The sequence below is a fragment of the Streptomyces sp. NBC_01433 genome, assembly GCF_026340105.1.
Taxonomy (GTDB): domain Bacteria; phylum Actinomycetota; class Actinomycetes; order Streptomycetales; family Streptomycetaceae; genus Streptomyces.
The window spans coordinates 5,833,245-5,848,174 of record NZ_JAPEPM010000001.1 but is presented as its reverse complement, the minus strand read 5'-3'; the positions used below and the strand labels follow the sequence as shown (position 1 = coordinate 5,848,174).

General features: G+C 71.3%; 10 protein-coding genes and 1 pseudogene. 8 read left to right on the top strand and 3 right to left on the bottom strand.

Annotated features, from left to right (window positions below; genetic code table 11):
- Positions 1–99 precede the first annotated feature (99 nt).
- The 3 genes from OG413_RS26205 (at position 100) to OG413_RS26195 (ending at position 3,190) form a co-directional block, all read left to right on the top strand.
- On the top strand, positions 100–1,275 hold the full coding sequence (locus OG413_RS26205; protein WP_266809286.1) for a sensor histidine kinase: 1,176 nt from the start codon (positions 100–102) through the stop codon (positions 1,273–1,275).
- A 4-nt stretch (positions 1,276–1,279) separates the two neighbouring features.
- Positions 1,280–1,930, top strand: coding sequence for a response regulator transcription factor (locus OG413_RS26200; RefSeq protein ID WP_073718773.1), 651 nt, complete (start codon positions 1,280–1,282; stop codon positions 1,928–1,930).
- 102 nt (positions 1,931–2,032) lie between these two features.
- On the top strand, positions 2,033–3,190 hold the full coding sequence (locus OG413_RS26195) for an ROK family transcriptional regulator (RefSeq protein WP_266809284.1): 1,158 nt from the start codon (positions 2,033–2,035) through the stop codon (positions 3,188–3,190).
- Positions 3,191–3,307: 117 nt separating this feature from the next.
- On the opposite strand, the gene OG413_RS26190 is transcribed toward OG413_RS26195, so the two are convergent.
- Together OG413_RS26190 and OG413_RS26185 are read right to left on the bottom strand one after the other, a co-directional pair.
- Complete coding sequence (locus OG413_RS26190; RefSeq protein ID WP_266809282.1) at positions 3,308–4,075, bottom strand: GntR family transcriptional regulator; 768 nt, start codon at positions 4,073–4,075, stop codon at positions 3,308–3,310.
- Positions 4,076–4,358: 283 nt separating this feature from the next.
- On the bottom strand, positions 4,359–5,243 hold the full coding sequence (locus tag OG413_RS26185) for an RNA polymerase sigma-70 factor (protein WP_266809281.1): 885 nt from the start codon (positions 5,241–5,243) through the stop codon (positions 4,359–4,361).
- Positions 5,244–5,365: 122 nt separating this feature from the next.
- Between OG413_RS26185 and OG413_RS26180 the strand changes: the two genes are divergently transcribed.
- Positions 5,366–6,196, top strand: a complete 831-nt coding sequence (locus OG413_RS26180) for an alpha/beta fold hydrolase (protein ID WP_266809279.1) — start codon at positions 5,366–5,368, stop codon at positions 6,194–6,196.
- 72 nt (positions 6,197–6,268) lie between these two features.
- On the opposite strand, the pseudogene OG413_RS26175 reads toward OG413_RS26180, so the two are convergent.
- Positions 6,269–7,114, bottom strand: a pseudogene (locus tag OG413_RS26175) (DMT family transporter); the annotation flags it as partial.
- 146 nt (positions 7,115–7,260) lie between these two features.
- On the opposite strand from OG413_RS26175, the gene OG413_RS26170 reads away from it, so the two are divergent.
- The 4 genes from OG413_RS26170 to OG413_RS26155 all read left to right on the top strand — a co-directional run bounded on the left by OG413_RS26170 (position 7,261) and on the right by OG413_RS26155 (position 14,886).
- Positions 7,261–8,829 carry a PLP-dependent aminotransferase family protein gene (locus OG413_RS26170; protein WP_266810370.1) on the top strand — a complete coding sequence of 523 codons (1,569 nt, stop codon included), beginning with the start codon at positions 7,261–7,263 and terminating at the stop codon, positions 8,827–8,829.
- Positions 8,830–8,947: 118 nt separating this feature from the next.
- Entirely contained in the window at positions 8,948–10,528 is a 1,581-nt protein-coding gene (locus OG413_RS26165) for an alkaline phosphatase (protein ID WP_266809277.1), read from the top strand.
- Positions 10,529–10,657: 129 nt separating this feature from the next.
- Positions 10,658–12,031 (top strand): SWIM zinc finger family protein, encoded by a 1,374-nt coding sequence (locus tag OG413_RS26160; protein WP_266809275.1) that lies wholly within the window; start codon positions 10,658–10,660, stop codon positions 12,029–12,031.
- Positions 12,028–14,886, top strand: coding sequence for a DUF6493 family protein (locus OG413_RS26155; protein ID WP_266809274.1), 2,859 nt, complete (start codon positions 12,028–12,030; stop codon positions 14,884–14,886). The genes OG413_RS26160 and OG413_RS26155 overlap by 4 nt, the downstream gene beginning before the upstream one ends.
- The last annotated feature ends 44 nt before the right edge of the window (positions 14,887–14,930 follow it).

The window sequence follows — 14,930 nt, the reverse complement described above, 5'->3', positions numbered from 1 at the left end:
CTGGCCCCCGCACCCGCTGCTCTGCCTCCCCCGGCCGGGGGGTTCGTCTCCCTCGCTCGGGGGAGCCGTCGCGTGCTGCCCGGCTGACACGATGACGGCATGCGCCGCTTCCTCACTCCGCTGGCCAGGCCGGTCACCTACACCCGCTGGCTGCATCTGCTCATTCCGGCCGCCGTCGTCAGTGTGTGGCTGTTCATCTCGATGGACACACCGTGGATGCCGGTGCTCCTCGCGGTGCCGGTGGGGCTCATCCCCGCGATGCGCCTCGCGGAAGGGGTCCAGGCGCAGTTGCTCCTCACCCCTGACGAGCGCGGCAGTCCGGATGCCTCGATCTCCGCGGCTGTCACGGCTACGTGGGCGGACCGTTGGCGGACCGTTCTGTGGCTGGAGGTGCGGTTGGTGCTGGCCCTCGCGGCGGGGGGAGCGACGATCTGGCTGCCCGCCACCACGGTCGACCTCATCCTGATCGGCCTGGGCAAGGACCCCGGCGACAACGGACTGCTCGCGTACTTCGATCCGCACGGATGGTCCGCTTTGCTGCTCGCTCCCCTGCCGATGGTGCTGCTGTTCCCCGTGGTCGTTCTCGCGGGGGCGCTCGCCACAACGGCCGCCCGTCAGCTGCTCGGGCCTTCACCGGCGGAGCGAATGACCGCTCTGGAAGAGCTCACCGAGCAGTTGCTGGAGCGCAATCGCATCGCCCGCGAGCTGCATGACTCCATCGGGCATGCGCTGACGGTCGCCGTGGTGCAGGCGGGTGCGGCACGGACCGCGAACGATCCGGAGTTCACCGAGCGAGCACTCGCCGCCATCGAGGAAACGGGGCGTGATGCGCTGGACGATCTGGAGCGGGTGTTGGGGGTGCTGCGGGAGTCCGGTACGCCGGTGAGCCGGCGGCCGACGCTCGGCGAGGCCGACCGGCTCCTCGACTCGGCCCGCGGCTCCGGGGCCACGGTGGACGCGGAGATGTCCGGAACCCTGGACCAGGTACCGGGCCCGGTGTCCCGCGAGGGGTACCGCATTCTTCAGGAGTGCCTCACCAATGTGCTGCGTCACGCCGGGTCGGTCCCCGTCCGGGTGAGGATTGCCGTGATGAGCGGGTGCCTGGAGCTGGAGGTGGCCAATCCGCTGACGGAATCGTCCGGGCTGCCGGGCAGCGGAAGTGGGCTGCGCGGCATACGTGAACGGGCCGCGCTCCTGGGTGGAGAGGCCAGAACAGGGCCCTGTGACGGCGAGTGGAGAGTGCACGTGAGCCTCCCTCTGGACCGCATACGCTGAACCGATGCCGGTTACCGTTCTTCTGGTCGACGACGAACCTCTCGTACGCGCGGGCCTGCGTGCCGTCCTTGGGGCTCAGCCCGATATCGAGGTGGTGGGCGAGGCGGCCGACGGCGCCGCGGTGATCCCTCTGGTGCGTCAGCTGCGGCCCGATGTGGTGGCGATGGATGTGCGGATGCCCCTGATGGACGGCATCGAGGCGACCCGGGTAGTGCTGCGGACGGTGCCGGATCCGCCGAAGATCCTGGTGGTGACGACGTTCGAGAACGACGAGTACGTCTACGAGGCGTTGCGGGCGGGAGCCGACGGGTTTCTGCTCAAGCGCGCCCGGCCCGCCGAGATCGTGCATGCGGTGCGCCTGGTGGCCGAGGGCGAGTCGCTGCTGTTCCCCGCGGCGGTCCGGCAGCTCGCGGCCGAGTACGGCACGAGCAAGGCCAGGGCGGCCATGGACCGGGCGGCGCTCACGGAGCGCGAGGGCGAGGTGCTGAGGTTGATGGCCCGGGGGCTGTCCAACGCGGAGATCGCGGGCAAGCTGGTGGTCGGCGTCGAGACGGTGAAGACGCATGTCAGCGCCGTGCTGGGCAAGTTGGGCGCGCGGGATCGGACGCAGGCGGTCATCGCCGCGTACGAGTCCGGTTTCGTCGCTCCGCGATGACGTAGGTTGCGGCTCGGTACCGGCTGCGGCTGCGGGTCGCCGAGCCCCTGGCCAGCGAGTACGATCCGGCAGACATGCGCGCACGAGGTGGGAGGACACACGGTGGGCCGGCTGACCGGTGGGGACCCTTCGCTGTTGCGGCGGATCAATTCCGCGGTGGTGCTGCACGCCCTGAGAGGGGCCGGCACTCCGACCTTGACTGATCTGACCCGGATCACCGGTCTGTCCCGGCCGACGGTCGAGGGCGTGGTCGAGGGGCTGTTCGAAGCGGGTCTGGTCGTCGAGGCCGTGCCCGACGAGAGTGAGGCCCGGCGTCAGGGGCGGCCGGCACGACGGTTCCGGTTCCGTGCCGAGGCGGGGCATCTGCTGGGTATCGAGATCGGGCCGCACCGGGTCTCCTCGATGTTGTCGGGGCTGGACGGCCGGATCATCGGTGCCGGGTCGCGTGCCGTGTCCGAGACCGCGGGCGCGGACGACCGGCTTGACCAGGTCAGGGCCGTGATCGCGGATGTCCTGCGGCGCACGGGGGTGGCCAGGAGCAGTCTGCGCGCGGTGGGTGTGGGCAGTCCGGGCATCGTGGATGCGGATGGGACTGTGCGGCTGGGAACCGCACTGCCGGACTGGACCGGCCTGCCGCTCGGGGAGCGGCTGCGGCGTTCTTTCCGTTGCCCGGTGCTCGTGGAGAACGACGCCAATGCCGCGGCGGTGGCCGAGCACTGGAAGGGTGCGGCGACCGAGTCCGACGACATCGTCTTCGTACTGGCGGGACTGAGCCCCGGGGCCGGGTCGCTGATCGGCGGACGCCTGCACCGGGGTTTCGGTGGTGCGGCAGGTGAGATCGGCGCCCTGCATCTGCTGGGCAGGGATGTGACCCCGGAGCATCTGTTGTCGACGACGGACACACCGCTGGTTCCTCTGGACGAGCACGCCGTGACGGCTGTTTTCGCCAAGGCCCGGCACGGCGATGCCGGAGCGCGGGCGGCGGTCGAGCGGTTCATTCAGCGGCTGGTGCACGATGTCGCGGCTCTGGTCCTGGCGCTCGACCCGGAGTTGGTGGTGATCGGGGGCTGGGCGGCCGGTCTGGACGGTGTCCTGGACCCGCTCCGCAATGAGCTGGCGCGCTACTGTCTGCGCCCTCCGAGAGTGACGCTGTCGCTCCTGGGTGAGGCGGCTGTCGCCACCGGTGCCCTGCGGCTGGCACTCGATCATGTCGAGGAGCAGTTGTTCGCGGTGGACGGCACGGTAACGGCCCGCCGCTGAGTGCGACGGGCCGTGCGCTGCGATGTGTAGCCGGTGGGGCGGGGTGGCTCGATCACCCAGGAACCGCGCGTACTGAACCCGGGCGGCTCGGGCTGCCCGGCGCGGAGCCGGGCGGCGTCAGGATGCCTGGCGCGCCTGCTCGTCGTGGGTGATCTCCAGCGCGCCCGAGTCACCGAAAGTGAGCCGGCAGGTGTCGGCCCGGTAGGTGGCGACGGAGACGGCCGCGGTGCCGCCCGCGGCGAAGTAGCGGGTGGTGACCACGAGGACGGGCGCGCCGGGGAGCCTGTCGAGCTCCTTCGCGTCGTCCGCGCGGGCCGATCCGAGCTCGACGGAACGGTCCTGGCCTTCGAGGCCCAGCCGGTGCAGCTCGCGCAGCACGCTCCGGGCGCGGGCGGGACCGGACGGTGAGTCGATCGCGGAGAGTTCCGGCACCGACGATGCCGGGATGTACAGCAGCTCCGCGGCGACCGACTGGCCATGGGTGACACGGATCCGGCGCACCACGTGGACCTGCTCCTCCGCGCTCGTGTCGAGCATGGCGGTCACCGCGGCCGGGGCCGTGTCGGTGGCGCAGTCGATGGGCTGCCACGCCTCGTCGGCGACTCCGCCCGTCCAGTCGTGCTGCGCGGTGGAGACCGCGATGCCCACGCGCGGCGGGGCGACGGTCGTCCCCACGCCACGGCGGCGGTGCAGCCTGCCTTCGAGTTCGAGCTGCTCCAGTGCCTGGCGGAGCGTGGCTCGTGCGACACCGAACCGTGCCGCGAGGTCACGCTCGTTGGGCAGGACCGCTCCCACCGCAAAGTCCGAGTCGAGTGCCTCGCTGAGCACGGTCTTGAGGTGCCAGTACTTCGGCTCCTGAACCGATTCCAGCTGCGTGGTCCCCACCCTGTCCTCCGCAATCGCCCAGCGTCTATTCCGCGACGTTATTTATTAAAGGTTCCTGTCTTAAGGTGACCTTAGGGTGACGCACCCCCTTGGTCAAGACCAATCCTTATTCGGTAACGGAGCGAAACGGGGCTTTGGCGCAGAGCGTTCACAGGACGTTCTTGACACGGTGAGCCGCGCGCAGCACAAAGCCCCGCGGGCGGGGTCGCCCGTGGGGCTCTGACCAGGCACATTAGGAACCTGTGAGGCGCGGGGAGTCAGCCCTTACCACTGAGGCGGGCGACTATTCGATGGACAGACCGGAGAGCTTGTCCGGATTTCGAATAATATAGGCGCATTGAATGGCTCCGTCACGAACATCCACCTGGAAGAAACTGTCGGGCTTTCCTCCGGAGAACAGCACCACGCCCGGACCGCCGTTGAACTCCGCGAACCGGACCTCCATACCCGGCTCCATGTCGTGCGCCACCGCGAAGAGGAACCTGCCGACCTTGTCGGCGGTCTCGATGATCCGCCTCGGGGCCTTCGCCTTGCCCCCGCTGTCGCTGACGAGCCGGACATCGGGGGCCAGCAGCGCGAGGAGCTGCTCGACGTCACCGCCGGACGCCGCCGCCAGGAACCGTTCGGTGAGGTCGCGCCGTTCCGCCGGATCCACGTCGTAGCGCGGCTTGCGCTCCTCCACATGGCGCTTGGCGCGCCCGGCGAGCTGGCGTACGGCGGCGTCGGTGCGGTCCAGGGCGAGCGCGATCTCGGCGTACGGGAACCCGAAGGCCTCGCGCAGGACGAAGACGGCACGCTCAAGCGGCGAGAGCGATTCGAGGACGACCAGCACGGCGAGGGACACGGAATCGGCGAGGACCGCCTGTTCCGCGGTGTCGGGCACGGACGGCCCGAAGCCGGTGACGACCGGTTCGGGCAGCCAGGGCCCGACGTATGCCTCGCGGCGTGAGCGGAGATGCCGGAGCCGGTCGATGGCGAGGCGGGTGGTGATCCGCACGAGGAACGCCCTCGGTTCCCGTACGTCCTCACGCGCCGTGGACGACCACCGCAGCCACGCCTCCTGCACCACATCCTCGGCGTCCGCGACGCGGCCGAGCATGCGGTAGGCGACCCCGGTGAGCACGGGACGGTGTTCTTCGAAGAGGTCGGTCGCGGTGTCGGCTGTCACTCCCCCATCCCAGCCGACCCGCCGGACGCTGTCCAGCGGGAATCGCCGGGCCCCTTGAACTGCGGTCTACCGAACGGTAATTGTTGTTGACGCGACGTCTACCCACTTCAGGGAGCAGCGATATGGCCACCACGGTCTCGTTCACCATCGAATCGGCCCACGGCCCCCGCCCGGTCTCCGTGACGTACGAACGGATGGGTTCCGGCGAACCGTTGCTGCTGCTCCATGGCATCGGACACCACCGTCAGGCGTGGGACCCGGTGCTGCGGATCCTGGCCACCGAGCGCGATGTCATCGCCGTGGACCTGCCGGGATTCGGGGCTTCCCCGGCGCTGCCGGACGGTGTCCCGTACGCCTTGGAGTCGGTGACCCCCGTTCTCGGCGCCTTCTGTGCGGCGCTCGGCCTCGACCGTCCGCACGTGGCGGGCAACTCGCTCGGCGGGCTGCTCGCCCTGGAGATGGGCCGCGAGGGGCTCGCCCGCTCGGTGACCGCGCTGTCCCCGGCCGGATTCTGGACGGAGCACGAGCGGCGCTACGCCTTCGCGACCCTGCGCGCGATGCGCAGGGGAGCACTGTCGCTGCCGTTGACGATGATCGAGCGGATGTCGCGGAGCACGGCCGGGCGGGCGGCACTCACCAGCACCATCTACGCGAGGCCCGGCCGGCGTTCACCCGAGGCCGTGGTCGCCGAGACCCTCGCCCTGCGCGAGGCGACGGGATTTCACCAGACGCTGGCCGTCGGCCGGAATGGCGGCTTCACCGATGATGTGCCGGGGCTTCCCGTCACCGTCGCCTGGGGCAGCCGCGACCGGTTGCTGCTGCGCCGCCAGGGGATCCGGGCCAAGCACCGGATCCCCCGCGCCCGGCTCGTGCGGCTGCCCGGTTGCGGCCACGTCCCGATGAACGACGACCCGGCGCTGGTCGCGCGCGTCGTCCTCGACACGAGCCGCTGACCCGGCGGCACGCCCCGCCGAGGCCGCAGCGGGCGTGCGGCGTCCCAGGACACCGGAGCCGAGCGCCACTCCGGCACCGACCAGCAGACTGCCCACGCCCTGAGCGATGCCGTACGAACCCGCTCCGACGAGGGGCGCGGTGAGGGCGGCCGAGACCGGGATCAGACCGGAGAAGAGCGTGGCGCGTTCGGCGCCGATGCGCTGGATCCCGCTGTACCAGCAGACGAAGCCGATGACCGTGACGACGGCGGCCTGCCAGAGCAGTGCCGTCGTCTCGCCGGGCGTCGGCATCCGCACGAACCCGCCGCCGTCCAGCAGGACACCGAGCAACGCGGCCTCCAGGGCGGCGATGCCGCAGACGGTCGCCGACAGCAGTTTCGGTCCGAGCGGGCGCAGCACCGGCACCGCGAGCACGGCGAACCCCACCTCACCCGCGAGCGCGCCCACCGAGCACAGGATGCCCGCGAGGTCCGTACGCCCCCAGCCCTGGACGGTGAACGCCCCGGCCGCCACGAACCCGGCCGCGTACAGGACGGCGCGGGACGGGCGGCGGCCCTCCAGCACCGGTACGAGCACGCCCACGACGATGGGCGCGCAGCCGACGAAGACGCCTGGAACCGCTGGTTCCGCCGATCGTTCGGCGGCCAGCACGGCCAGGTTGAAACCGACCATGCCAACTGCGGCGAGAAGAGTGAGCCTGCCCCATTGGCGTCGGGTGAGGGTACGGAGCTGAGCGAGGCCGGAGCGTCCGTCGCGGCGCAGCAACGGCACGAGCAGCAGTGCGGCCAGGCCGTAGCGCAGTGCCTGGCCTCCGGCGTACGGGTAGTCGCCCAGCACGCTGTTCGCCGTGAAAGAGGCTCCCACGAGGACGCAGGCAAGGGCTGCGAGGAGTACCCCGCGTACAGAGGGTGCGTTCATGCCGCTGACGCTAGATTCCGAACCGGCTCGGCTTAAGGTCCACTTCCATGACGTCTTCGGGGACCAATTCGCCTGTCGGCAGCGTGGGAAGCGATGGCCGGGCAGCCGGCTGCGTACCGCTGGACTCCGCCTCCGCGGCGTGGGAGCTGCTGCTCCCCGCCGTTGCCGCACCGGCGCGGCAACGCGGTCGTGCGCTCCAGTCGGCGTTGCGCGAGGCGGTGCGCTCGGGCCGTCTCGCGGCGGGGACCCGGCTGCCGTCCAGCCGTGAGCTCGCCGCCGATCTCGGAGTGTCGCGCGGTCTGGTCACCGAGGCGTACGAGCAGCTCGTCGCGGAGAGCTACCTGCGCAGCGGGCGGGGCGCGGGTACCTGGGTGAGCGGCGGAGTCCGGGCAGCGGCACGCGGGGCGCGGGACCTGGCGCCGCGTGCGCCCGGCGCACGGGTGGACTTCCGGCCGGGCACCCCTGATCTCTCGCTCTTCCCGCGCGCCGCCTGGGCCGCCACCCAGCGCGCGGTCCTCGACCGGCTGCCGCACAGCGCCCTGGGATACCCCGATCCGCGTGGGCTGCCGGAGTTGCGGGAAGCCGTGGCCGCCCTGCTGACCCGGCGGCGCGGGGTCGTTGCCGATCCCGAACGGCTGGTGGTCTGCTCGGGCGTGGCGCAGGCCACGACCCTGCTCGGCTTCGTCCTGCGCGACCAGGGGCTGTCCACCGTAGGTGTCGAGGACCCGGGCAGCCCTGAGCACGCTTCGCTGTTCGCGTCGGCCGGTCTCGGCGTCGTCCGGCTGCCGCTCGACGACGAGGGGCTGGCGGTGGAACCGTTGCTGAGTTCCGGCGTGCGCGCGGTCGTCACCACACCCGCCCATCAGTTCCCCACCGGAATCGCCTACTCCGCGAAGCGCCGCAGCCGACTGCTCGACTGGGCGCGCAGCAATGACGGGGTGATCATGGAGGATGACTACGACGGGGATTTCCGCTACGACAGGGCGCCCGTCGGCGCGCTTCAGGGACTGGATCCCGAACATGTCGCGTACACCGGTTCGGTGAGCAAGTCGCTGGCCCCCGGACTACGGCTGGGCTGGCTGATCGCGCCCGCGTCGTTGACCGAGGGCATCGTCGCGCGGAAACGGACGATGGACCTGGGCAACCCCGCCATCGACCAGGCGGTGCTGGCCGACTTCATCGCGCGCGGCGGCTACGACCGGCAGCTGCGCCGCTGCCAGCGCGCCTACCGGGAGCGTCGCGACGCCATGGTCGGCGCACTCGGCGAACACTTTCCCGGTACCGAAGTCAGTGGCATCGCGGCGGGGCTGCACATCATCGCGCGGCTTCCCGGACGATACGGCCCGGAAACCCGGTTCCTGGAGCGGGCGGCCGGGGCGGGCATCGCACTGCGGCCGCTGCGCGACTGCGGGACGACGGGGGCGGATGCGCTCGGCCGGGGGACGGCGGGGACAGGTGCGGCCGGTCGCGGGACGGCGGGTACGGCCGGTCCAGGGACGGCGGGTGCGGGTGTGGCCGGTCCAGGGACGGCCGCGACGGCCGGGACCGTGGACCGCGCCGTTCGGCTCGTGCTCGGCTATGCCCATCTGACCCCGGCCGAAATCCGGCGGGGTGTGGGGCTGTTGGCCGACTCTCAGCGGGCTGCGCAGGCGGGCGTGCGGGACCGGTCCGGTTGTTCACCTGGGGTTGGTGTGGCGGCCGCCACCGGGCACTAGGCATGTCGCGGGGCGATCGGCCATTCAATGATCGCCCCGCGCACCGCCACCGCTGTACCACCACCCTGCCCGCTCGGCCTGCCCGCTCGCCCTGTCCCCTCGCCCTGGAGGCGCACCGATGCCGAACCGCACGCGTATTCACTCCCCCGGCCGCCGAACCGTCCTGCGCGGCTCGCTCCTCGCCTCGGCGGCTGTCACGCTGCCCACCGCTGTCGCGGCGGCGCCCGCCTTCGCGCTCTCGGGGCGGCCCGAGGCCGCCTGGGGTGTGCAGGTGGGCGATGTGACGCCGTCGTCCGCGCTCGTGTGGGTGCGGTCGGACCGGCCGGCGCGGATGCTGGTGGAGACCTCGGCCACCGAGTCCTTCCGCCGGGCCAGGCGATGGCACGGGCCGCTGGTCGGTTCGGGCACCGACTTCACGGGCACTACTCCCCTGTACGGCCTGCCCCCGGGTGTGCAGGTGCACTACCGCGTCACGCTCTCGGACCCGCACGACCCGCGCCGTACGGGCAGGCCGGTGTACGGAACGTTCCGTACCGCTCCCGCCCGCCGCCGGGACGGTGTGCGCTTCCTGTGGTCCGGTGACATCGCCGGACAGGGCTGGGGCATCAACCCGGACATCGGCGGCTACCGGGTGTACGACGAAATGCGCCGCCTCGACCCGGACTTCTTCCTGTGCAGCGGGGACAACATCTACGCGGACGGCGTGATCGAGCCCAGCGTGACGCTGCCCGACGGGCGGATCTGGCGCAACATCACCACCGAGGAGAAGGCGAAGGTCGCCGAGACCCTCGACGAGTACCGGGGCAATTTCCGCTACAACCTCCTGGACGAGAATCTGCGGAGGTTCAACGCGCAGATTCCCTCGGTCGTCCAGTGGGACGACCATGAGGTACGCAACAACTGGTACCCCGGCCAGATCCTGGACGACGCGCGCTACACCGAGAAGAACGTGGACATACTGGCCGCGCGTTCGATGCGCGCCTTCCGTGAGTACTTCCCGGTTTCCACGCTCCACGGTTCATCGCGCGAGAGCCGCGTGCACCGTGTCGTGCGGCACGGTCCGCTGCTCGATGTGTTCGTCCTCGACATGCGCTCCTTCCGCAACGCCAACTCCCCCGGCCGGCAGCCCGATGACGCGACGGGCATCCTCGGTGCCGATCAACTGCGCTGGCTCAAGCGGGAACTGTCGCGTTCCCGGGCGGTGTGGAAGGTGATCGCGGCGGACATGCCGCTCGGGCTCGTCGTCACGGACGGCGCGACGGACTTCGAGGCGGTGGCACAGGGCGACCCCGGCGCACCTCTCGGCCGGGAGCTGCAGATCGCCGAGCTGTTGCGGTTCATCAAGCACAGGCGGATCACCGGGACACTCTGGCTGACGGCGGATGTGCACTACACCTCGGCTCAGCATTACGCCCCCGAGCGGGCGGCCTTCAAGGACTTCGCACCGTTCTGGGAGTTCGTCTCGGGGCCGCTGGCCGCCGGTGGATTCCCCGCCAACGCGCTCGACGGCACCTTCGGTCCCGAACGGGTCTTCGTGCGCGCCCCGGACCGGGCGAACGTGTCCCCGATGGAGTCTCCGCAGTTCTTCGGCGAGGTCGACATCGACGGCGACAGTGGAGAACTGACGGTACGGCTGCGCGCGGAGGGCGGTTCCGTGCTGTTCAGCAAAGTCCTCCAGCCGGGGCTGACGGGGCAGTGAATCCGCGCGTTCCGCCCATGCGTCCAAAGGTGTGAGGGGTCACCGACGGGACGGTGAGCGCGCGCCGTTGAACCAGCCCCGGAGCGTCTGCCGGGGCCGATTGTCAGTGGTGGGCCCTACGGTTTTTCCATGACCCGATCCGTTCAGGCTTTGGCCTACTCACGCCCTTCCGCTCTGGAGTCCTCGCAGACCGGAGCCCTGCTCGGGCTGGAGACCGCAGGTGGTCTCACCCCGCGCGGGGCCGAGGCCCATCCCCGGTTCTTCAACGGCTTCCTCACCTCGCCGCGCATCGCCGCACGTGGTCTGCTGGCGGTGGCCGACGTGGCTTCCACGCGCTACTACCAGCGGTCACTGGCCGCGTCCCTCGATCCGGTGGTGACGGGGAACGGCGACCGGCTGCGCTTCGAGTCGTTCTCCGGCTGCTGCGGGGTGTACGCGCGCCTCGATGTGCTGCGGGAAGGTCTGGACGGGGCACGGACGGGGCACGGCACGACGAATGTCGACGTCAACAACCCGTTGCGGGAGGCGCTTTCGCGGATATCGGCGGACGATCCGCTGCATCTGCGGGTCGGTCCCGAGGAGATGGCGGTCACGACGCTGGACGGCCCGGTGGTGGAGAAGAAGGTTCCGCTGCCGGACCGGTGGCTGCGCGGTTTCGCCGAGGCGCAGGTGGCCTCGGCCGGTTTCGATCTGCGGGCCGAGCTGTCTGCGGCGGAGGCTGTCAGGTTCCTCCGGTCCCTGCCGCGTTCCTCGGGAAATGCCTCGCGCGGCGCCCAGTGGGTAGTTGCCGCGGGGGCCGGTCTGCGACCGACGACCCGACCGGTTCCGGGGGCGGTGTGCCTGCCGGGGCCCGAGCGGCTGGTGGCGCTCCAGCGGGTGCTGCGTCACGCGTCGGCCCTCCGGGTGTACGGGCCGGTGGCCGACGGCGCGGAGACGGCGAGCGCCTGGGAGGTGGTGCTGCCGGGGATGCGGCTCACGCTCACGCTGTCGCCCGAGGCCTCACGCGGGTTCTCCGGTGAGGGTGGCGTCCTTGAGGCGCTGGCCACCGACGATGCCGCCGCGGACGCGGAGTTGGTGTCCGTGCTGCTCGCCTGGGAGCCCCGGATCGAGCCGGCCGATCTGGCCGAGCAGTCGGGACTGACGGTCGAGCGCGTACGGGCCGCGCTCACCCGGCTCGGCACGGCCGGCCGGGTGGGCTACGACCTGGCGGACGCCGCGTACTTCCACCGGGAGCTGCCCTATGACGCGGACCGGGCCGAGCGCCACAATCCGCGGCTCGTGGCCGCCCGGAAGCTCGCCGGTTCGGGCGCGGTGACCCTGGACGGTGAGCTGGCTTCGGTGGCCTCCGGAGAGCGCGGGTACCGGGTCCGGGAGAAGGACGGGGTGCTGAGCTGTACCTGCCAGTGGTGGGCGGACTACCGGGGACGGCGGGGGCCGTGCAAGCACGCGCTGGCCGTCCGGATGGTCCGCCGCGGTGCGACGGTTGCCGGGGGTGTGCGATGAGCGAGCTGCTCACAGCGGTACGGGAAGGCCGCGAGGAGGACGTTCCCGCTCTGGTGCTCCGGCTGGACCGGGCCGGTCGCAGGGCGGCGCTGGTGGAGCTGAAGGAGCTGCGCAAGGAGTCGCGGACCTGGGAGTGGCGGAAGCGCGAAAAGATCCGGAAGGCTCTCCTGGTGGCCGGTGCGGGCTGCCACTCGGGCGCGGCCGGCTGCGCCGCCTGGATCGGCTCCCGCGAGATGCGTGACTGGGCGAGGTCGCCCTATCCCTTCGTCCTGGAAGCGCTGGCGGACCGCGATGCGGCCTGGCTCGGCGACCTGGCACAGCGACTGGCCGAGCGGTCGGCCACCGCGGAGTCCGAATACTGGTTCGTCTGCGAGCTGGTACGGATCGCCCAGTGCCCGATTCCCGCCACGGACGGTCTGGTCCTGGGCTGGACCGAGCGGTGCGGCCTGGCGCGATGGCAGAGTCCGTCCGCCACGTCTCTGCTGGACGTCCTGCGCGCCGACCCGCATCTGGCCACTCTCGTGCCCCGCATCTTCGAACTGCCGGAGCTGCCGCCGCAACTCAGCTGGTACGAGGACCCCGACTCGCTCAGGCACTGGCCGGCCGCGCTGATCGCGCTGGCCGGGGAAGGGCTGCTGGACCGTGCCGTGCTGGTCGACGGATGCGTGACGCGGCTGTTGCGCGGCGGGAAGCCCGGCGAGCAGCGCTTCTTCCTGGTGCTGCTGCGTCGGCTCGCCCTGACCGAACAGGAGGAGACGGCACGGCTCGCCGACTGGATGGGCATGGCGGCGGACGGCATCTCGACCGTGGCGGGCCACGCCCAGACCGTCCTCACCCGGCTGGACGGGCTCGGCAGGCTGACCACACGGGATCTCGCGGACGTCTCGGGCTCGGTGCTCTTCCGCCGGGAGAAGAAGCTCGTCCGCAGCCAACTGGTCTTTCTGGGGAAGGCGTTGCGCCGGGACGCGTCGGCGGCGAACGAGCTGCTGCCCGTCGTCGCGGAAGCCTTCGGTCACGAGGACACGGACATCCAGGAGCGGGCACTGAAGCTGGTCGCCCGGCATCTCCCGGCCGCGGACGACGCACTCCGGGAGGAACTCGCCCTCGCCGCTGGGCAGATGGGGCAGATGCACCGGGCCGCGGCTGCCGAGCTGTTCGGTGACCTCCCGGACGAGACCTCCGACAGCGGTCCCTATGAGGAACTGCTGCCGCCCGCGCCCGTCCTGCGCCGACTCGAACCGGCACCGGAGAGCGTCGCCGAGCTCGTCGAGGAGGTGGCGGCCCTGGTGAAGTCCGGCTCACGGGAGACCACGGCCTTCGAGCGGGCGCTGGACGGGCTGATCCGGCACGCCCGGACGGACCGGTCGGCGCTGGAGTCAGCGCTGCGCGAGGCGCTGGCCGGGCACTGGTTCCTCGGCGGAACCCCGCAGGATGAGATGGACAGGAGATTCGCCAGGGACCCCGGCGGGTTGGACCTGGTCGCGGCCTCCCTTCTCGGCCTGGTGTCCCCCACCGCCGTACACGACGGAAGCGCCCGCTGGACCGGAACGGGCACCTGCGCCCATGCCGCGCTGAACGGCGTGCTGTTCGCCCGGATGTGGGAGGCAGCCGCTGCCGTGCGGACCGCGCGGATTCCGTTCCTGCTGGCGACGCCGACCTGGCACACGGGGTCGCTGGACCCGGCCGAGCTGGTCGAGCGGCTGCGGACGTACCAGCGGCTCGGCGCCGATCCCGGCCCCGTCGACTTCGCCCAGGCCCTGCTGCGCGTACGCCGGAGCGGGGAGCAGGAGGCGGCAGCGGCCGCCGCCCTGCTCGGCACCGCCGAGGGCGACCGGCTGGCCTCCTGGATACATGCGGACCAACCACTGGCGCCGGTGCTGCGGCACCGCCCGCCCAGCGGCCCGCCCTCGTCCGGCAACTGGTGGCAGCGCTCGGCCACCGGTACCCGGCGGGTGCTGCTCGCCACCAAGGAGCGTCTGGTGATCCAGCAGGAGTTCCCGCGTTCCTTCCATTGGCTGGGCCGTCCGCATCTTCCCGACGCGCGCCAGTGCTACCACTGGATGGGCGGGCGTGCCGAGAACTGGATCGCCGCACTGCCCGAGGACGGGGAGACCTTGGCCGCATGGCTGATGCCCAACCTGATGCACTGTGCGGACGAGGGCACGCAGGGGGCGGCCTGGACACTCCCCGTCCTCGCCGAGGCCGGCGGCCCGGCCGGCGGCGCGATACATCTGGCCCTGGCCTACGGGCTGGGGGCCCGACACCCCCAGGACCGGCTGTCGGCGGTGGACGCCCTGCTGGTGCTGGCAGCCCAGGGACGCCTGGACGCGCCCCTGCTCGGCCGGGAGCTGGCGATCCTCATCGATCACGACCTGGTGAAACCCAGCCGGATCGCCGACTCGGCGCGGACGGCTGCCGCCACCGGCGCGTACCGAACGGTGCTTTCGGTATTGGTGGAACTGCTGCCTTCGCTGCTGACGTATCCGAAGCCTCCCCACGGCCTCGGGGAGGTGCTGGCCGTTGCCGCCGACTGCGCGGAACGCAGCGGCGTCGAGGACCTCGCGCCGATCAAGGGGCTCACCACGATGGCGGGACGCAAGGGTGCCTCGCAGCTGGTGCGGCAGGCCGGCCGCCTGCTCACCGCCTGCGGCACCGGATCCAGTGCCGGGACCGAGGCCGGAGCTGGCTCGCAGAGCTCCGGCTCCGGCTCCGGCTCCGGCTCCGGCTCCGGCTCCAGCTCCAGCTCCAGCTCCACGAACGACGAGGGCATCAGCGGGACGGATGAGGGAAAGAGGCGGAATCAGGCCGTGGAATCTGACCAAAAAGCGACGATAGGCGACCAGATCCACACTTAACCCATCAGTCACAAGGCGTTCGTGATCAGGCAACACCGCTCAGT